Genomic DNA, 19,360 nt, shown 5'->3' with positions numbered 1-19,360 from the left:
GTTAGGCTTGACCTCCCTTGCTGCCGGCCGCAACGAGCAGCTCCTGGGTTCGTTTGCGGGCCAAAGCCTTCTGCTTCATCGAACGCCGAACAGTCGGGATGACCAACGCAGCCACGACGATTAAGGCCGTAATCATTTTCAAATCCGAAGCATCGAAGAACTCGACGCGCAAAGCCAGCGCGTAAATAATCCGGTACACGATGGAGCCGAGAACGGCTGCCAATGTCGCTTGAAACACCGTACGGAAGCCGAAGATCGCTTCCCCGATGATAACCGAAGCCAGTCCAAGTACGATCGTGCCGACCCCCATGGACATATCCGCAAAACCGGATTCCTGCGCGATCAACGCACCGGACAGCGCAACGAGTCCGTTCGACAGACTCACGCCGATGATTTTGGTCGTATCCGTGTTGGCGCCGAGGCTGCGAATCATGCGGGCATTATCGCCGGTTGCACGAAGCGCAAGACCCACATCCGTATGAAGAAACCCATCCAGCAGCAGCTTAACGAGCAGCACAAGTACGGCCAGAACCGGAATGAACACCCAGCTATTATCCGAAATAGCGGAGAACAACGTATCTGTATTCACAAGCGAAATGTTCGGCTTACCCATAATCCGCAGATTAATGGAATAAAGCGCGATCATCATCAGAATACCGGCAAGCAGCCCATTGATTTTGCCTTTCGTATGAAGAAGGCCCGTCAACGCACCCGCAGCCAACCCGCAAAGAAACGCACAAATGGTTGAAATCCACGGCTCATAGCCATGCGTAATCATGATCGCCGCAACAGCGCCGCCTGTCGTGTAGCTGCCGTCAACAGTCAAATCGGGAAAATCGAGTATGCGGAACGTGATGTAGACGCCGATCGCCATTAAAGCATACAGCAGACCAAGCTCTACCGCTCCGATCATTGATCCTAGCATCGTCATAGCCTCCTTAATAAAATAGAAAAGGAGCGAGCGACAGGAACCGCCCACTCCGATTAACCTTTATTTATTTAATGATGTTCGTGTCTTGATCTTTCACTTCGCTCTTCATCTCGTCTGTAACCGTGATACCTTGCGCTTCAGCGGCTTTCAGGTTAAGGATAAGATCCAGCTTCTCCGGTACGGTTACTTTCATGTCAGCCGGTTTCTTGCCATCCTTCAAAATTTCAACGGCCATTTGACCGACTTGGTAGCCATGGTCATAGTATTTGAAGCCTACCGTTGCAAAAGCACCCTTCTCAACCGTATCGCGATCGCTCGAGAAGAATGGGATTTTGTTATCGTTAGCTACTTTAATGATGGAGTCAACGCTGCTTACGACTGTGTTATCCAGTGCGATGTATAGTGCATCTGCACGACCAACCAGCGATTCAGCCGCTTGGCTTACTTCGGAAGTTGCCGTTACAGGCGCTTTAAGCAGCTTGATGTTGTGCTCGGCAAGTGCTTTCTCAGCCAGGTCTGCCATAATAACCGCATTCGGCTCGCCTTCGTTGATGACCATACCTACTGTTTTCACGTTCGTGAATTTACTTGCGACAAATTCCATCAGCTGTGTAATCGCTGCCGGGTTCGTATCGGACGCACCGGAAACGTTACCGCCCGGCTTGTCCAAGCTGCTGACGATCTTCGCCGCGAGCGGATCGGTTACAGCCGCGAACAATACCGGATTTTCTTTCTCTTCTTGTACAACTGCAAGCGCGGATGGCGTTGCGATACCTAGAATAAGATCATAGTCTTTGGAAGCGATCTTCTGAGCGATAGATAGATTATTGCTGGCATCCGCTTGTGCGTTATTCATATCAACCTTCAGGTTATCACCTTCAGTAATGCCGGCATCCTTAAGTGCAGCCAAGAAACCTTCGCGTGTCGCATCAAGCGACGGATGCTCGACATATTGCGAGATCGCGATCGAATACGTTTTGGAGTCTGCGTTGTTGCCAGAACCTGACGTGTTGTCATTTTTGGCCCCGCAGCCAGTAACCGCTACAAGTGCAGCCGCTGAGATTAGGAGAGAAGCAATCATCTTTTTCTTCACAATTATTACCCCTTTTCATCTAATGTTTGTCTAGCACCCCGTTAACGCACATATGCTTTGACTCGGAAAAGTGCCAAAGTGATATTCCTTATTCTAACGGCGAGGACACAATTTCGTCAATTTATTAAACAAATTAAATGTTTTTCCATTGTTTGGGGGTCGTTCCGTACGTTTTCTTGAACAATCGGATAAAATAACTCGTCTCCATCCCAAGCTGCATGGCCACCTTCTCCACGCTGCCGCTCGCACCTCCAAGCTCCTCCAAGAGCTGCACCGCCCGCTTCATTCGGATGCGATTCATATACTGATTCGGCGTCATGCCATAGCTGCTCACGAACAACCGATGAAAATGCTGCACGGAGTAACCGGACGCTCTGGCCACATTCGTAAGCAGCAATCGTTCATTATAATGATCATGCATCAGCTGAACGCCTGCTTTCAGCGCGGCTTTGCCGTCGCCTCCGGGGGTAACCGATTGCTTCAGCTCCATCCCGCTATGGCCCCGAATAGCAGTCAACAGTAAGTCGTAAGCGCCAAGCGAGGCTTCCCAATAGCCGTCCTCGCCGCTTACGCTGATCAGATGCCACAGCTGCTCGAGCTTCTCCCACAATTCATGAAAGTTAGTGGGTTCGAACAGATAATGTTTATCCTGCTCAGCCCATGCTGCCACCGTTGCCGCTGCCCCGGCCTTTGCCGTATTGGATGATCCCATCATCGTATCCAGCATCGTTTCCGCCACCGCACCCCGGAATGCCACAAAACCAAGCTCCCACTGCCCGCCTGCGGAGGCCGGATAATAGTCATGGATCACATGCTCCCTCAGCAGCAATGCGCTGCCCGGCTTCAGCACGATATGCTCGCTGCCATTTATACTGAATATGCCTGTCCCTTGTCGAGTCAGGAACAGCTGCGGCGTGGGGAATCCTTCGGGCCTTATCAAATGCTTCTGTTCATGGCTGCCTATGCAATAGACGGATAGCGGCAAAGGTTTATTGCGTTGAGACTGATCTGCCAGAAGAAACGGGAGCATAATCATCATCACCTTTTTATGTTCAAATTGTCCGATTTATTATTCGTTCCGTTCGATGTTAATCACCTAATAATACTCTATTATGGAGTTCATAGAGACCGCAAAACTCAAATCCGTAATGCGTGAATTGTACGATAATAATCAGGAGGATTACAAACCATGACAACGAAGCTGCAAAAGTTTCCCCCAATAAGCGACAAGCTCCCTGTTTTCATGCATGGCGCCGACTATAATCCGGACCAGTGGCAGCACGATCCGGAGGTGCTTGCCGAGGATATTCGGCTAATGAAGCTCGCGGGCTGCAATACGATGGCTGTAGGCATTTTCGCATGGGCTGCGCTGGAGCCGGAGGAAGGCGTGTTCACCTTCGAATGGATGGACCGCCTGCTCGATACATTCGCTTCCAATGGCATCTATGCTTGGCTCGCTACGCCAAGCGGCGCGCGTCCGGCATGGATGGCGCAGCGGTATCCCGAAGTGCTGCGCGTAGAAGCCAACCGAGTACGCAACCTGTTCGGCATGCGCCATAACCACTGTTTCACATCGCCTGTTTACCGCGAGAAGACAGCAATTATGAATACGAAGCTTGCTGAGCGTTACGGCAATCATCCTGCTGTTCTGGGGTGGCATATCTCGAATGAATTTAGCGGCGAATGCCATTGTGATTACTGCCAAGATGCTTTTCGTGACTGGCTGAAAGCCAAATACGGTACACTGGATGCGCTCAACGCTGCATGGTGGACAACTTTCTGGGCCCATACCTATACGAATTGGGAGCAGATCGAGTCGCCGGCTTTCCATGGTGAATTCCTGGTCCATGCTCATAATCTGGATTGGCGGCGGTTCGTCAGCGACCAGACGGCGGATTTCTGCAAACACGAGGTTGCTTCGGTTCGACCATTCAATCCACAGCTTCCGATTACAACCAATATGCATATGATCGAAGGGCTGGATTACCGCAAGCTGGCCCAAGAAATCGATGTCATTTCGTGGGATGCTTATCCGACTTGGCATGCAGCGGCGGATGACAGCGGATTGGCGGCATTCTTTGCTTTCTATCATGACCTGTATCGTTCCTTGAAGCGTAAACCTTTTCTGCTTATGGAAAGCACGCCGAGCTTAACGAACTGGCAGCCGGTCAGCAAGCTGAAGCGTCCCGGCATGCATCGCCTTTCTTCCCTTCAAGCGGTGGCGCATGGCTCCGATTCGGTGCAATACTTCCAGTGGCGCAAAAGCCGCGGCTCCAGCGAGAAGTTTCACGGCGCAGTCGTCGACCATGACGGAACGGAGCATACGCGCGTATTCCGCGATGTTGCTTCGCTTGGCAAGACGCTGTCCGGCTTAACGGAAGTGCTCGGCAGCGCGACGCCTTCGCAAACGGCGCTGCTCTTCGATTGGGATAATCGGTGGGCGATCAAGGACTCGCAAGGACCGCGGAACATCGGGCTGCATTATGAAGAAACCGTCATTGCGCATCACAAAGCTTTCTGGGATCTTGGCGTTCCCGTTGATGTTGTCGGCTCCGAGGAGGACTGGTCAGGCTATAAGCTAATCGTCGCTCCGATGCTGTACCTATGCACCGAAGAGACGGGCTGCCGCCTGGAGAAGTTTGTGGAGAACGGCGGTACGCTTGTGACAACCTATTGGTCGGGCATTGTCGACGCTACCGATCTATGCCATCTCGGCGGATTCCCGGGGCCGCTGCGCAAGACGCTGGGCATCTGGGCCGAGGAAATCGAAGGGCTGTATGAGCATGACCGCAACGGTTTGGTTCTCGCCGACGGCAACCCGCTTGCGCTCAGCGGCACGTACGAGTCGCATGAAATCTGTGAAATCATCCATACGGAGGGCGCGGAAGTGCTCGGCGTTTATGAGAGCGACTTCTATGCCGGGCAGCCGGCTCTGACTGTGAATCGTCTTGGGGCAGGTCACGCTTATCATATGGCGACGCGGCTTAAGGGAGATTTTCTGCGCGACTTCTATGCCCGTATTGTGGAAGAGGCAGGCATCAGCCGTACGCTGGACACGGATCTGCCGGATGGCGTGACGGCGCAGCTGCGCTCGGATGGGGAGCATGATTATATCTTCGTAATGAATTTCAGCGGCAAGACGCAGACCGTAACGCTGGATGAGCGTGGCTACGAAGATCTTGAGACTGGGGCAACGGTTGGTAAATCGGCCCAGCTTGAGGCAAACGGGGTTCTATTGTTGAAGAGGAAGACGCAAGCTTAATAGGCGAGTACTGAAGAATAGAAAAGGCGGGCTGCTTGGGATTTCGGATCCCTTGCGGCTCGCCTTTTTGTTTAAGTTGAAGAATGGAGGTTAAGCTCCTTGTACCTCGGAACTACGTCCACGTTTCTGCAGAATATATCCAATCGCGATGACAAGCAGCCCGCAGATAAACGGGAAGACATTATCCGCATACTCGGAAACCTTGTGCAGCCCCGATTTCACGGTCTCGCTCTCCTCCAGCATTTCACCGGCCGTATAGCCCAGAATGCCTGCGCCTAAGTAGATGAAAATCGGGAACTTGTGCAGCAGCGACATGATCAACTGGCTGCCCCATACGATAATCGGGATACTGAGCGCGACCCCAAGCGACATCAGCCAAATATTATTGTTGGCAATGGAGGCAATCGCCAGTACATTGTCCAAGCTCATAATAAAGTCAGCCGTCACGATAATCCGAATCGCTTTCACAAGCGATTGCGCACCTTCGATGTCCTTGCTGTCGCCATCATCCTTAAGCAGCTGTATGGCTACCCAGAACAAGAGCAATGCGCCGGCTACTTGGATGAACGGGATTTTGAGCAAATATACGGCAACCGCAGTCAAAATAATCCGCAGCCCTACAGCAGCCATCGCTCCCCACCAAACCGCTTTCTTGCGGTGCTGCAATGGCAAATTACGGCTAGCGAGCGCGATAACAACCGCATTGTCGCCGCTAAGCACGAGATTGACCAGCATAATTTCTGCCAGCAATAATAGGTATTCCATTCTTCAAGCTCCTTACTTCAGACTGAGTATCACAATAGTTGATTGATTATCTCACAGAACAAATCAGATTGTCTATTGACGATACCGGCCAAGTTATGGCCTATTATTGCATTACCTTAGCAGAATGGTCATCGTTCTCCCTCTTTCGGAGGGAGGCTCGACATTCTCGCTCTTGTAGATCTCCTCGTGAGCTTCACTATCCACAGAATTACTCACAAACTATCCACATTTCACCAACATTCTGGGGATAACTGCCATAGTTATCCCCGTCACCCGACTCCGCAGCTCTTCTTCTTCGGAGTCATGACTCCGCCGGTGCCGCCTACAGCTCCCACAGTAAGCTGCTGCACTTTCTGTCCTTGCGAGTGTCGATACAGCTCCTCGTAATACCCGCCGCGCGCGAGCAGCTCCTTATGGTTGCCTTCCTCCACGATCTCGCCCTGCTTCATGACGAGGATCCGGTCTGCCCCCATAATAGTGGATAAACGATGCGCGATAACCATCGTCGTACGTCCTTGGGACACGAGCGTCAATGCCTCTTGAATGAGCTGCTCGGAATGCGAATCCAGATTGGCCGTTGCTTCGTCGAGGATGAGAATCTTCGGCTTGAACACGATAATTCTCGCGAATGAAATCAGTTGGCGCTCACCGGCAGACAGCCCGCTCCCCCGCTCTGACAAACGCGTATCGTAACCGTCCTTCATCCGTCCGATCAGCGTATCTACGCCTACGAGTCGGCAAGCCTCCATGACTTGCTCCCTCGTAATCGTCTCGTCAAACAGTCTCACGTTGTCGATAATGCTGCCGGAATAGAGATACGGCTCCTGCTGCACCAAACCGATCAACCGATGAAGCGTCTCCTGCGGCAGCTCGCGAACATCGGTGCCGTCAATCGTGACGCGGCCTTCCTGCACATCGTAGAATCGGCAGAGCAGACTGATGAGCGAGCTTTTGCCTGCACCCGTTGTACCGACGATCCCGATCATTTCACCCGGCTTCACATGCAAATCCAGGTGATGAATGACCGTCAAACCATCCTTGTAGCCGAATTTCACGCCGTCGAAATCAATCTGCCCTTTCACAGCGGAAGCATCCACGCCTCGCACTTTCTCGGCATCCCGCACTTCCGGCACCGTTCCGAATATGCCCCAAATCCGGTTTAATGATACCGTTGCGGATTGAAGCGTATTCCACTGCTGCGAGATATTATTGATCGGTTGGAAGAATTGGCGAATGTACGTAATGAAAGCGAAGAGTACGCCAAACGGCAGACTTTCGCCAAGCACCGCATTCCCGCCAAGCCACGTGACGAAAGCAACGGACAGGTTGCCCATCATTTCAAAAGAGCGGTTAAACAGCACGTTCGTCCGAATCTCCCGCAGATTGGAGCGGAAGTAAAGCCGATTCTTCTCATCGAACTGCTTCTGCTGCTCTCTTTCTTGATGGAAGACTTGGATGATGCGCATTCCTGCCAGATTCTCCGCAACAAACGCAACCATTCTCGACAGATTGGTTCTCGTCATCTGATAGGTCTTATGCATATAGGAACGGAATGCGATCGCATTCAGTGCGATGATCGGCAGCAAAATAAGGCAGTAGAGCGTCATCCTTACATCGAGCTGAAACATTAACGCGATAATGAACACCAGCGTCAAGCCGTCACGAAGCACGCTGAGCAGCACTTGCGAGAAGAACTGGTTGAGCGACTCCGTATCGCTCGACACATGCGTGATGAGACTGCCGCTTGGCACTCGGTCGAAATACGACATGGACTGATTCGAGATATGGCGGAACAGCTTCTTGCGAATCGCAGCCACAATACCCTGTGCGGCTTTCTGGAGCAGATTATTTTGCAAGAAGGTAAAAGCAAATCCGGCAACGGAAAGGAGAAGATAAAGGCCGGCGATGAGAAAAAGCGTATTCGGGCTTCGATCTCCCTTCATCAGATGGTCATCAATCGCAATCTTAACTAGGTAAGGCTGCAGCAAATCAGCCGCGATCGCAACGATAATACAGCCAAACACGGCCAGAAAGGTCATTCGATAAGGCTTCGCATAACCGATAAGCCCCTTGTACGCTTCCTTGTTACTCTCTTTGCTTGGCGATAACGGAATGTCCGTTCTTGCGTCTAGTTGCCCGTTCGTAATTAGTTTAGCCAACGCCGCTTCCCTCCTCCTGAATGGCATGGAGCATGGCATAGATGCCGCCCTGCGCAAGCAGTGACCCATGCGTTCCCCGCTGCACAATCCGGCCCTCGTCCAGCACGATGATTTCATCGGCATGTTTGAGCGCGCTGATCCGGTGAGCGATAATAATGGTTGTTTTGTTCTGACGTTTCTTCCGAATCGTATCAATAATGGCGGTTTCCGTTACGGCATCGACGGCGCTTACGCTGTCATCCAGAATGAGAATCGGCGCATCCATCATCATGCCGCGTGCAAGTGCCGTCCGCTGGCGTTGTCCTCCCGAGAGGGTAACGCCACGCTCGCCAAGCTTCGTCTCGAAGCCATCGGGAAACGACATGATGCTCTCGTGAATCTTAGCATGCCGCGCCGCCTTCTCTACTTGGGCCAGATCCGCGCTGCGTTTGTAGAACGAAATGTTATCTCGAATCGTCGAGCTGAACAGGAACCCGTCCTGCGGAACATAAGCAATGCCGCCGCGTAAATTCTCAAGCTTCACGCTGCGCAAGTCCTTGTCGCCAATCGTTACCGTCCCGAGAGGAGGATCATACACGCGAAGCAGCAGCTTGGTGAGTGTTGTTTTGCCGGATCCGGTTTTCCCTACGATGCCGATGGTCTTGCCCGGTGTCACCTGCAGCGAAATATGTTTAAGCGCCTCTTCCGGTGAATCCGGATAGGCGAAGGACAAATCGTTGATCGAGAGCGTCTCGCGCTGCCAATCGACCTCCACCGCCGAAGGCTCTTCTTTGATTTCCGGCTGCTTGTTCAGCAGATCATTCAATCGCTCAACAGACGCCCGAGAACGCTGAATCGTATTAATGACATTGCCGATCGCCTGCAGCGGGTTAACCATCATCCGAACGTAGAGCGTAAGGGCAACGAAATTACCGAGCGTAATCGTGCCGCCAAGTGCCAGATATCCGCCGTAAGCCAGCGTAATGATGAGGGAAAGTGCCCCCAGAAAAGGAATGAGTGCTTGAAAATAAGACGAGATACGCACCAGCTTCAGCTGGTTATCCATGATGCGGTCTACTGATTTGCCGAACCGATCGTTCATGATGTCCTCTACGGCAAATTTCTTCGTCACGCGAATGCCGCCGAACTGTTCTTCCGCCGATTCCGTCATCGCGCCCAGGGACTCCTGTACGGCAAGAGAGCGCTTACGAATGTTCGGTCCAATTCGCACGACAACCCATGGAATAAGAAGCAGCGGTGAAATACAAACCAGAATCAGATAAATCGGAATGTCGCTGAGAATCATCATGACGATAACAGAGATGATGAGCATCACCGCGTTCGCCGTCTGATTGACACCCATCGCAATCGATTCACGCACGGTCGTTACATCATTCATGACATAGCTGAGCAGCTTACCGACGCCGTTCTTCGAATAGTACTGCTCGCCAAGCGTGGTGAAATGGCCAAACAGCCGCCTTCGTGTATACCATTCAAACTTTCGGCCCACATACATAATATGAAACTGCCCGATACCGCCCAGCACACCGTAGGCAACGCCGATTAAGAGCAAGATCATGCTGGAATCCCAGATCGCGGTTTTCGTCAGTCCACCCTGTTGAAGCTGGTCCGTGAAATTGCCAAGCACTTTCGGAAAATAAGCCTGGAATAAATTCGCAACAATAGAAAACGAAATGCCGGATGCGTAGATATACCAGTTGTTACGTATATACGTCACCAGCAACCCTCGCTGACTAGCCATGAAACAGCTCCTCCCTCTTACCATTATTTGCAGATTTCCACACAAAATTGTGTACACAATTAAACAACGTTTCCCCATATAAATCAAGCAATCGATGGATGCTAACACCTATCCAAATTTTGCAATTATTACACTTTTTACTCAGCAAAAAAGCCTCTTCCAGATAGATGGATAACAGAGGCTTTGCGTCACAACAGTTCGATTAGTGCGGCGCTTGCGATTGGACGATCAGATGAATTTCGATGCCGGACGGGTCGCGTACGATGACCGTTCCGCGGTTGGTTTGCAGAGGTACGCTCGCAGCCTGCAAACGGGCGAAGAGCGCCATTTGCGCTGCTTCGGTTGGAAGCACGATTTCAAAATAATCGAGACCCGGCGCGTTCTCCGGTGTAAGCTCCGCTCCGATGCCGGCCCATACATTGAGTCCGATATGGTGGTGATAGCCGCCTGCTGCGATGAAGAGCGCAGAATCCGCCATTTGAGCGACAAGCTCGAAGCCGAGCACATCGTGGTAGAAATGTTCCGTAGTCGGCAGTTCCGAGACATGGAGATGGATATGTCCCACTGTCGTGCCGACAGGCAGTCCGCTCCACGGTGTATCACCGGCTTCAGCGAGCAAACCCTCCCAGTCAATGGGATCGAGGCCCATGACATACTGCCCCTTCTCATCGCATTCCCATTCTTCGCGCGGACGGTCTCGGTAGATCTCGATCCCGTTGTTGTCGGGATCCGCGATATAGAGTGCTTCGCTTACGAAGTGATCAGCCTGCCCGATGTGAATGCCGCTTGCAATGAGGTTGCGCAGCGCAAGACCGAGCGATTTGCGGTCCGGTACCAGCAAAGCGTAATGATACAGACCTGCTCCTGATCGGCGCGGACGCGGCACCGCATGCGGGATTTCCCGCAAATGCAGCAGAGGCGCAGAGCTATCCTGCACACCCAGCTCCGCCGTTCCTTCTCCTTGAGAGAGAACCTGCAGCCCTACAACCTCACGATAGAACGCAAGCGAACGCTCCAAATTGCTTACTCGCAGATAGACCATTCCAATTCGGGCTGCGGCATCAATGACAAAGGACATTCCGATCACCTCTTCTCTATACTCTATAAATATTCCGCTACGATGTCTTTAATCCGATCAAGCCCAGCCCACATGTCGCCGGGACCATCATAAATAAGTACGATAGCGCCGTTAAACTCAGCCGCACGCACGGTTTCCAAGCATTTGAGAAATTCTTCGCGATCGGGAAATCCGTCGCCGTCATACTGCGCTTTGGCGTGAACGGATACGCTCCGAGGCAAGGTCATGGCAAACTCCGCATATTTGGCAGGAAGCGCGAAATTGCCGAAGTCCGTAATGAAATCAGCCGCGTCGCCGATGCGATCTAATAATTTAACGCTCGATGAGCCCGTTGAGGTGAGCGACTTGAAATTCTCCGACACGACGCGCACACCTTTCCCCGAGGCATAACGGCCAAGCTCGATAAGGGCATCCGCCGACTTACGGATCGCTTCTTCCTGATCCGGCTTCGCCTCTCCGGCAATAATGCGAATCTGCTTCGCGCCGGCCAGCGATGCGATATCAATCCATTCGCGCATGAAGCGGATATCCGCTTCGCGTTTCACTTCGTCCTCAGCCGTTAAGTCGCCGTAATCCAGCAGCAGCGTATCGAAGGACAGAGCTGCGGCGCTGAACGCTTCCCGCAATTGCGCCAAGTACTCCGGATCTGTTGATGGAAAATGAAAATGGCAAACCTCCGCAGCTTGGTACCCTCTTCTCGCGAGCTCTGCCGGAAGCTCCAGCAAGGTCAACGCCTGCGGCTGTTCCTGAACGCTCTGCTCATGCTGCCCGGTCTCGGCATTCCACGATGTGAACCGAAGCGGCCCCAGCAAACGATGCAAACTCCACGTGCTAATCGATAAATAAGACAACTTGTAAAACCTCCTCATCGAAGCATTTATAAAATGAACACGGAATGAATTCATCGTATCACATCCCGCTCTATTTACCAATTTAGGGAAACGGAGTAAACGGTAGATTTTCACAGGAAAGATCATGGTATATAATACGTGTGACTCTATTTCCCTCATATTTCGAACCTTTCTGAACGATAGGAGAAAATCATAATGGACATTATCCAAATTGCGACTCATCTCATTGATGAAGATACCGACCAGCCGCGCTACCAGTTTGATGAAGAAGCGCTGCAGGAGCTTATGAAGAGCATTGAGGAGATTGGCCTGCTCTCCCCGATTAAAGTGCGTACGACCCCGGGCGGACGTTACAAAATCATTTATGGCAACAGACGCTACAAAGCGAGCAAAATGCTCGGCAAGGAAACCATCCCCTGCATCGTTTCGACGGTGACCGATGAGATGGAAATTTATCTGGAGCAGATCGCGGAGAATCTGACGCGCGAAGGCTTCTCACCAATTGAGGAAGCCGAAGCGTTCCACAAACTGATGAACGAGTCCAAATTCAACAGCTCGATCAAGTACCTCGCGAATAAGCTCGGCAAGCCGGAGAGCTATATCAAGAACAAATGCGAGCTGCTGAAGTTCGGCAACTCTGTGCGGAAGCTGATTGTCAGCGGCACGGAAATTCGGGAGGGCAAGCTGACCGAAGACCAGCTGCTGCCGATCAAGGATCTTCCGATCGAGCACCGCGATCCGCTCGCGCTCATTATCGCTCGCGACGCGCTGCCGGTCAGCGATGTGAAGAAGATCGCCAAGCTGTTCAAGGACAAGGAAATTTCGTCCGGCACGAAGGACAAGCTGCTGTACAAGAACGGGCATGAGCTGCTGCAGACCTGGTCGACTGTGCAGCAGAACAAGGCGGAGCGCGAGCGCGCCGCGGAGCTGGCGGCGGAGAAGGCGGAGCTCGCGGCCGAGGCGAAAGCGGAGCGAGCTCGGCGCGCGGCGGAGGCGGCGGCCGAAGCGGAAGCGCTGGCCGCCGCCGCGGTGACGCTGGTCGCGAACGGGGCGATCTCGCCCGGGCCGACGACGGCGGTTATCGGCGGCGGCGATTTGTTCGCCGCGGCAGCGTCCGAGACGGCGACGGCGGCGGGCAGTTCAGCCGCGGCTAGAGCGGCGGCAGCGGCTCGCGAGGAAGCGCGGCTGCTGCTGACCGCGCTGCCATTGCCGAGCGGCTTGGCGGATGACGCGGCCTCCGGCGAGGAGCTGCAAGCTCTGATCGCGGACATCGACGGAACGCTGGCCGCTCTCGCTCAGCGCGCAGCAGCCTGGCAGTCTCTGCGCGAACTTGCAGTCGCAGCCGCTCGGGAAAGGTAGCGCTATCATTCCCGTTTTCTTTTGCCAGATTATGATTGCCAATCGAGCAGCCTCCTGTGGTACTATTAGCAGGAGGTTTTTTGTTCGCAGGATTAAAGACGAGAGAGTGAGGATGTTCAAACATGAGAGTTGTTATCCTAGGCGGTACCGGCAATATCAGTACAAGCATTGTTCGTCTTCTGGTGGCGCAAGGCCACGAGGTTACTTGTTATAACCGCGGTCAAAGCAGCGTTGAACTGCCCGCCGGCGTGCGCATCATTAATGGCGATCGTCAGGAACGCGACAAATTCGAGCAAACGATGCAGCAAGAGAAATTCGATGCGGCCATCGATATGATTAGCTTTAACCGCGAGGATGCGGAGAGCAGCATTCGCGCATTCCGCGGCGTGCAGCATTTCGTCCAATGCTCGACCGTTTGTACGTATGGCGTGGAATATGAGTGGATGCCCGTTACCGAGGATCACCAGCTTCGTCCGATCAGCGGCTATGGCCAAGGTAAAGTCGATGCCGATACGGCGCTGATGGAAGCTTACCACCGCGAAGGTTTCCCGGTTACGATTCTGAAGCCGTCCACGACCTACGGCCCGCAAATCGGCATTTTGCGTCAAGTAGCTTGGGACTTCACTTGGATCGACCGTATTCTCAAAGGCAAACCGCTTCTCATCTGCGGCGACGGCAAAGCGCCTCACTCCTTCCTGCATGTCGATGATGCAGCCAAAGCATTCGCAGGCGTACTCGGCAAGAAGCACTGCCTCGGCCAAACGTACAACGTGGTACCGCGCGGCTTCACGACCTGGGAGCAGCATCATAAGCTGGCCATGAAAGTGCTGGGCAGAGAAGTCGAGCTCATCGGCGTGCCGCTCCAAACGTTGAAATCCACGGATTCCGGCCGCTTCGGCATTTGCGAAGAGATTTTCATGCACAATGATTACTACAGCTGCGAGAAGCTGATGCGCGATGTGCCTGAATTTGTTCCGACTGTCTCCCTTGAAGAAGGGATGCGCCAGGTGTTCGAAGTGATGAAGCAAGAGAATCGCATTCCGAACTCCGATAACGAGACATGGGAAGACGAAATCATTGAAGCGTACCGCGGCGCTTTTGCCCCGCTTGCCGCTAAAGCTTAATACGATGAAAGACCCTGCAGCGCAGCGATCGAAGCTTGATCGCGTGCTCAGGGTCTTTTCTTTTTCGCCTCCTGTGTGAAGCTGAGCGTTCGAATATTGAACGCTCAGCTTTTTATGGTAGCAGCAGCCTGTCGAGTCCGATGGCGCTGATCAGCATGCGCTCTTTCTTGCTGCCCGTCAGCTGCTGGGTCCAATCGACGAAACCGCCGTCGCCAATGTAATGCACCTTGCCGTCGATGATCGTTTTGATCGTGAATTGAAGTCCTTTGTAGTAGGCATTGTCCGATGGCTCACTGTTCACGGTGACTGCCAGCTCCGGCGCTTGCTCTCTGATATGTTGAATTAGGCGGCTGTTCAACCCTTCTGGATCGGTGTAGCCAGGTCGAGCGTTCACGATGACCTCGATCTCCGCTCCTCCGAACTGTGCGCGGAATATCTCTCGGTACACGGCGATATGCTCCCATACAGCCTGTTTCTCGAATGTATAGGAGCCGCTGTCCTTCCCGGAGGTCACCATCGCATAGAGGCCAAAATGCGGCAGCATCCCCGGCGCATCCGGGAATTTCTGCGCCCGAACGTGGCGGTGCGTCGTGCAGTAACGCAGCATCTCCGGCGCGTTGCTCCGTTCGCCGGACTTGAGGCCGTCCGCGATATAGAGCGCCAGCAGGTTGGTCACATCGGCGACGACCTCGGTGCCTCGGAGGGCGGAGATGATTTTGTTCTGATCCGCCGGCGCTACGATGGAGCAGGAGCCAAGCGGCGCTACAGGCGATAGCTGCACCGGCTCGTAAGCTTGCTGCTGCGCGATCCGCAGCAGATCGAGCTCCAGCTGCTTCAGCGCAAGCGGATCAACAACCGCCGGCTTCACGAAGCGGTTCTCCTTGTAGCTGCGCAGCAGCTCGCTTGGCTGCCGTTTGGCGGTACGCTGCCTGAACACTTCCAGCAGCAGCGTGCTCAGGTCCGAGCCGGACATGCGCTCGGCCAACACTTCCACGAGCTCCTCTTGCCCCAATTCGCGGAGAATTCGCTTGAGCTCCCCTCGATCGGATTTATTTTGCGTAGACATGGGTTTGCTCCCCCTCACGAATGTTTTTAAAGCTGAGTATACTCCACATTAAGGACAATTGGGAATGCAATAATCAGATGCAAAAAACACGATTCCCTAAGGAACCGTGTTTTCAACGCGTATAGATATGGTTATTTGCCGAACACATTGCGGATCGCTTCGAGGTACTTCATGCCATGAATCGTATCCGGCTCCAGGTAGCCGCCCTCGGTCCACTCGTTCCAGGCGTAAATGGTGAACATGCGTGTGGCAAGATCCGACTGATCGAGATAGCCCTTCACCTCTTGAAGATTGGCCTCGAACGCCTCCGGAGTATTGCCGGTCAGGATAGGCGTGTACGGATATTCGCCGCGCACAAGCGGAATATCTTGTCTGCAGCGTGGCGACGGGTCCCAGCCCATCGTCGAATTCGGATAGTAGGGCACCTCGAACGCATCGCGGAACTCGGGCCATTTGGCGACTGCCTCTGAAGCGCAATCTGCGTACGGGGAATCCGGAAACGACGCCGGCTCCACATGGTGAATCCACACATAGGAAGTCACGCTATCAATACTTAACGTGCGGATCAGCTCATTCGTGTCCGGTCCGATAATGTCACGATTAGCCTCGTTTAACCCCCACTCCACCAGATTAAGATGGAGCTCGCCGCAGCCGGCCTCGCGCGTTTTCTCCCGGAAGGACTGGAGCGCATCTCGCGTTTCCGCGATACCGCCAAGCCCTTTGATCAAGGTGTGGCACTCGTAGATGGAGAAGTAGAGTTTACCTTCGATTTTGAGAAAATTAGGCTCGTTAAAATATCGGATAATTAAATAGTCCGTCATCGCATCGAACCGCTCGCGCGACACTTCATTATGATTCGCCCACATGATGCCAAAACGCAGCCGGTCGCGATTAGGCGCTTGCAGGAACCCATCCTCCAACGCGCGATGCAGGAACGGCCCTTCGCCGCCGCCCATATCCCAGTACCAATCATAGATAAAAGAGGTGATGCCGTGATCCGCTGCCGCATCGATCTGCTTCTCCGACACCGCAGGATCGGACTCGTCAAGCTCGCCCCAGAGCGGCACCTTCGGCTGCTCATGCCCGGCGAATACCGGCTTCGCCACACGAAGCGACGGCCACTCCGTCCAGCCTTCGCCTTTGGTGGCCTCATTCTTCGGATCCGGATGCCACTGCGGAAAATAATATACCGCTACTTCGTACGGTTGGTTATGCTCTGCCATAACTGATCATCGCCTCCTGCGAATACACTGGTCGCGCTCGCGGCACGCCTCTTCTAAGTAACTTCTCCGCTGGTCCGCTAATGTAGATCTCCTGGTGAGCTTCTTACTCCGAATTGAGCTCATTCTCATGAATGTAGATCTACCGTTGCACTTCTTGCACATTGCCCGCCAATGAGAGGTAACTAGTACCTCTCTTGATCACATTTCGCCGATTTCCCACCAAAGTAAGGTAACTACTACCTCTCTTGATCTCTTTTCGCCGATTTCCCGACAAAGTGAGGTAACTGGTACCTCTCTTGCATCCTAGCTGCTACTTTTCCGTCAATGTGTTGCTCACAGAGCTACTCTTCCACCTAATCTGCCACTTTTCCACCAATGTGTTGCTCCCAGAGCTACTCTTCCACCAATGTGTTGCTCCTAGAGCTACTCCTTCAACTAATCTGCTACTTTTCCACCAATGAGTTGCTCCCAGAGCTACTCTTCCACCTAAAATGCTACTCTTCCACCAATGTGTTGCTCCTAGAGCTACTCCTTCACCTAATCTGCTACTTTTCCACCAATGTGTTGCTCCCAGAGCTACTCTTCCACCTAAAATGCTACTCTTCCACCAATGTGTTGCTCCTAGAGCTACTCCTTCACCTAATCTGCTACTTTTCCACCAATGTGTTGCTCACAGAGCTACTCTTCCACCTAAAATGCTACTCTTCCACCAATGTGTTGCTCCCAGAGCTACTCTTCCACCTAATCTGCCACTATTCCACCAATGTGTTGCTCCCAGAGCTACTCTTCGCAGCTTCATACGATTAGCGCCGGCATTCTCCACATTGGAGGCTTTTCCCGTGACTAGCGGCGAAAGGCATTTCCCGCGGTTAGCGACCCCATCGTCCAGCGGCATTCCCCGCGATTAGCGAAATCCTCCATCGGCCAGCGACTTCCCGCTCCACCGCGACAAGCTGCACTACCCCTTCACCGCTCCCGCGGTTAAGCCGCGGAGCATGTACTTCTGCGTGAACGCGAACAGCACGACGAGCGGCAGCACGGCCAGCACGCTGACGGCGAATACGGGGCCGTAGTTGACGGATTGTTTGTTGAACATGAACTGGACGATTTGCGGCATGAGGGTCATTTTTTCAGGCTGGTTGAGGAAGATGAGCGGGGTCAGAAAATCATTCCATACCCCGTACACGTTCGTCACGATAAACGTACCCGTCGCCGGCAGCAGCAGCGGGAAAATAATCCGCCAATACAGCCGAAACGGACCGCAGCCGTCTAAGCTCGCCGACTCCTCCAGCTCCTTCGGAATCGACTTCGTAAACGCCGCATACAGAAACGACGCGAACGGGATGAACCCGGCCGTATAGATAAGCACGAGCAGCGTCCGCGTATTCATCAGATGAATATCGACCGCCATCGTAAAGAGGGGAATGAGCGAGCCCATCGCCGGAATAACCATCCCGGAGAGGAAGAACAGGTAGGCGAAGCGAAACAGCTTCTCCGGCCTGCGCGACAGCACATAACCCGCCATCGAGGCTACCAGAATGGTGAGCCCAAGCGCGCCTGCCGTAACCAGCAGCGTGTTGGATAACCCGCGGAAGAATGCCATATCGGTGAAGGCCGATTTGTAATAGTCCAGATATAAGCTATGAGGCAGCTCATAGGGTTTGAAGAAATAACGCGGTTCCTTGAAGCTCATTTCCACCAGGAAGAAGACCGGGAACAAGAAGCATAAAGCAGCTATAAACAACAGTACCTCAAGCACAATCGAGGGCCTCTTATTCAGTCCCATGCTATAGCTCAACCTCCCTGCGCCGCGTGATGCTGAGCTGAATGATGGTTACGATGATAATGAAGACTGCCAGCACAATGCCCGCGGCCGTCGCATACCCGTAGCTCTGATTCTTGAAGGCCGCATTATAGACCGCCAGAAACAGCGTGTATGAAGACGAGCCCGGCCCGCCGTTCGTCAGCAAGAAAGGCAGATCGAACAGGCGAAGCGCACCTACGATGGTAAGAAACAACACGATCGTTACGGATGGCATCAGCATTGGAAAGGTTATCATGCGGAACAAGGCAAACCCTTTCGCGCCTTCCATATCCGCAGCCTCGTAAATATCAGCCGGTATCGCTTGAAGGCCGGCGAGATAAATCAATGCGCAATACCCAATGGCCTGCCACTGCGTCAGCAGAATAATCGTCGGGAATGACGTATACACCGTGCCTAGCCAGTCCTGCACATTCGCCTCGCCAATGATGGGCTGCAGAATGCCGTTGATAAAGCCGTCATACTTCAGCAGCTCTCCCCATATAACCGAGGTAACGACAAGGCTGATGATGACCGGTAAATAGAAAGAGGTACGCAGAAAGCCGCGTGTCCGAAATTTCCGATTGAGCAATACGGCCAGCAACAGAGCCAGCGGGTTTTGTACGACGAGGCCAAACAGAACCATTTTGAGCGTATTCTTCATGCCATCAAGCATTTGCACGTCCTGAAACAAATACTTGTAGTTGTCGAGTCCGATATAACGCGGCGCTTTAATCCCGTTCCACTCGGTGAAGGAATAGTAGATGCTCTTCAGGAACGGATAATAGAAAAACATGCCGAAGATGGCAAGCGCCGGCACCAGAAACAAGCAGGCGATCCAGTATTGCTTGCGATTCAAACTCATTAGACTTCACCTACTCAGGTTGGACTTTGTAAAACACGTTCA

The 19,360-nt window shown here is 53.1% G+C and carries 15 protein-coding genes; 3 read left to right on the top strand and 12 right to left on the bottom strand.

What is annotated here, in order from left to right:
* Position 1: 1 nt before the first annotated feature.
* From BM412_RS22250 to BM412_RS22240, 3 genes are all read right to left on the bottom strand, one after another.
* On the bottom strand, positions 2-925 hold the full coding sequence (locus BM412_RS22250) for an ABC transporter permease (RefSeq protein ID WP_091223380.1): 924 nt from the start codon (positions 923-925) through the stop codon (positions 2-4).
* 70 nt (positions 926-995) lie between these two features.
* Positions 996-2,024, bottom strand: a complete 1,029-nt coding sequence (locus BM412_RS22245; RefSeq protein WP_371264848.1) for an ABC transporter substrate-binding protein — start codon at positions 2,022-2,024, stop codon at positions 996-998.
* Positions 2,025-2,157: 133 nt separating this feature from the next.
* Positions 2,158-3,063, bottom strand: coding sequence for an AraC family transcriptional regulator (locus BM412_RS22240; protein WP_256256522.1), 906 nt, complete (start codon positions 3,061-3,063; stop codon positions 2,158-2,160).
* A 150-nt stretch (positions 3,064-3,213) separates the two neighbouring features.
* On the opposite strand from BM412_RS22240, the gene BM412_RS22235 reads away from it, so the two are divergent.
* Positions 3,214-5,286 (top strand): beta-galactosidase, encoded by a 2,073-nt coding sequence (locus tag BM412_RS22235; protein WP_091223374.1) that lies wholly within the window; start codon positions 3,214-3,216, stop codon positions 5,284-5,286.
* Between the two features lie 90 nt (positions 5,287-5,376).
* Here BM412_RS22235 and BM412_RS22230 read toward each other — a convergent pair whose 3' ends face one another.
* From BM412_RS22230 to BM412_RS22210, 5 genes are all read right to left on the bottom strand, one after another.
* Positions 5,377-6,051: a TerC family protein gene (locus BM412_RS22230; protein WP_091223372.1), complete on the bottom strand. Its 675-nt coding sequence runs from the start codon at positions 6,049-6,051 to the stop codon at positions 5,377-5,379.
* Between the two features lie 269 nt (positions 6,052-6,320).
* On the bottom strand, positions 6,321-8,210 hold the full coding sequence (locus BM412_RS22225) for an ABC transporter ATP-binding protein (protein ID WP_256256521.1): 1,890 nt from the start codon (positions 8,208-8,210) through the stop codon (positions 6,321-6,323).
* Positions 8,203-9,951 carry an ABC transporter ATP-binding protein gene (locus tag BM412_RS22220; RefSeq protein ID WP_091223368.1) on the bottom strand — a complete coding sequence of 583 codons (1,749 nt, stop codon included), beginning with the start codon at positions 9,949-9,951 and terminating at the stop codon, positions 8,203-8,205. Before BM412_RS22220 ends, BM412_RS22225 begins: the two co-directional genes overlap by 8 nt.
* Positions 9,952-10,153: 202 nt before the next feature.
* On the bottom strand, positions 10,154-11,029 hold the full coding sequence (locus tag BM412_RS22215; RefSeq protein ID WP_091223366.1) for a VOC family protein: 876 nt from the start codon (positions 11,027-11,029) through the stop codon (positions 10,154-10,156).
* A 23-nt stretch (positions 11,030-11,052) separates the two neighbouring features.
* The gene (locus tag BM412_RS22210; RefSeq protein WP_091223363.1) at positions 11,053-11,880 is read right to left on the bottom strand and encodes a sugar phosphate isomerase/epimerase family protein; all 828 of its coding nucleotides are present in this window, start codon (positions 11,878-11,880) and stop codon (positions 11,053-11,055) included.
* A gap of 195 nt (positions 11,881-12,075) precedes the next feature.
* On the opposite strand from BM412_RS22210, the gene BM412_RS22205 reads away from it, so the two are divergent.
* Positions 12,076-13,239: a ParB/RepB/Spo0J family partition protein gene (locus tag BM412_RS22205; RefSeq protein ID WP_091223361.1), complete on the top strand. Its 1,164-nt coding sequence runs from the start codon at positions 12,076-12,078 to the stop codon at positions 13,237-13,239.
* 122 nt (positions 13,240-13,361) lie between these two features.
* Complete coding sequence (locus BM412_RS22200; protein ID WP_091223360.1) at positions 13,362-14,363, top strand: NAD-dependent epimerase/dehydratase family protein; 1,002 nt, start codon at positions 13,362-13,364, stop codon at positions 14,361-14,363.
* A 112-nt stretch (positions 14,364-14,475) separates the two neighbouring features.
* Here the strand turns inward: BM412_RS22200 and BM412_RS22195 are convergent, their stop codons facing one another.
* The 4 genes from BM412_RS22195 to BM412_RS22180 form a co-directional block, all read right to left on the bottom strand.
* A complete protein-coding gene (locus BM412_RS22195) occupies positions 14,476-15,429 on the bottom strand; it encodes a hypothetical protein (RefSeq protein ID WP_091223358.1) in 954 nt (317 codons plus the stop codon).
* A gap of 131 nt (positions 15,430-15,560) precedes the next feature.
* Positions 15,561-16,652: a glycoside hydrolase family 99-like domain-containing protein gene (locus BM412_RS22190; RefSeq protein WP_091223356.1), complete on the bottom strand. Its 1,092-nt coding sequence runs from the start codon at positions 16,650-16,652 to the stop codon at positions 15,561-15,563.
* Positions 16,653-17,610: 958 nt separating this feature from the next.
* A complete protein-coding gene (locus BM412_RS22185) occupies positions 17,611-18,438 on the bottom strand; it encodes a carbohydrate ABC transporter permease (RefSeq protein ID WP_091223354.1) in 828 nt (275 codons plus the stop codon).
* A 1-nt stretch (position 18,439) separates the two neighbouring features.
* Positions 18,440-19,318, bottom strand: coding sequence for a carbohydrate ABC transporter permease (locus BM412_RS22180; protein WP_091223352.1), 879 nt, complete (start codon positions 19,316-19,318; stop codon positions 18,440-18,442).
* Positions 19,319-19,360: the final 42 nt, after the last annotated feature.

This window comes from Paenibacillus sp. BC26 (genome assembly GCF_900116125.1).
Lineage (GTDB): Bacteria > Bacillota > Bacilli > Paenibacillales > Paenibacillaceae > Paenibacillus_Z > Paenibacillus_Z lignilyticus.
The sequence above is the reverse complement of the archived record's forward strand: the minus strand, read 5'-3'. Positions and strand labels throughout refer to the sequence as shown.

Bases quoted from the DNA above. Each gene is read 5' to 3' on its own strand.
- BM412_RS22250 (WP_091223380.1), bottom strand. From the start codon at position 925: ATGCTAGGATCAATGATCGGAGCGGTAGAGCTTGGTCTGCTGTATGCT.
- BM412_RS22240 (WP_256256522.1), bottom strand. From the start codon at position 3,063: ATGATGATTATGCTCCCGTTTCTTCTGGCAGATCAGTCTCAACGCAAT.
- BM412_RS22235 (WP_091223374.1), top strand. From the start codon at position 3,214: ATGACAACGAAGCTGCAAAAGTTTCCCCCAATAAGCGACAAGCTCCCT.
- BM412_RS22230 (WP_091223372.1), bottom strand. From the start codon at position 6,051: ATGGAATACCTATTATTGCTGGCAGAAATTATGCTGGTCAATCTCGTG.
- BM412_RS22220 (WP_091223368.1), bottom strand. From the start codon at position 9,951: ATGGCTAGTCAGCGAGGGTTGCTGGTGACGTATATACGTAACAACTGG.
- BM412_RS22215 (WP_091223366.1), bottom strand. From the start codon at position 11,029: ATGTCCTTTGTCATTGATGCCGCAGCCCGAATTGGAATGGTCTATCTG.
- BM412_RS22205 (WP_091223361.1), top strand. From the start codon at position 12,076: ATGGACATTATCCAAATTGCGACTCATCTCATTGATGAAGATACCGAC.
- BM412_RS22200 (WP_091223360.1), top strand. From the start codon at position 13,362: ATGAGAGTTGTTATCCTAGGCGGTACCGGCAATATCAGTACAAGCATT.
- BM412_RS22195 (WP_091223358.1), bottom strand. From the start codon at position 15,429: ATGTCTACGCAAAATAAATCCGATCGAGGGGAGCTCAAGCGAATTCTC.
- BM412_RS22190 (WP_091223356.1), bottom strand. From the start codon at position 16,652: ATGGCAGAGCATAACCAACCGTACGAAGTAGCGGTATATTATTTTCCG.
- BM412_RS22185 (WP_091223354.1), bottom strand. From the start codon at position 18,438: ATGGGACTGAATAAGAGGCCCTCGATTGTGCTTGAGGTACTGTTGTTT.
- BM412_RS22180 (WP_091223352.1), bottom strand. From the start codon at position 19,318: ATGAGTTTGAATCGCAAGCAATACTGGATCGCCTGCTTGTTTCTGGTG.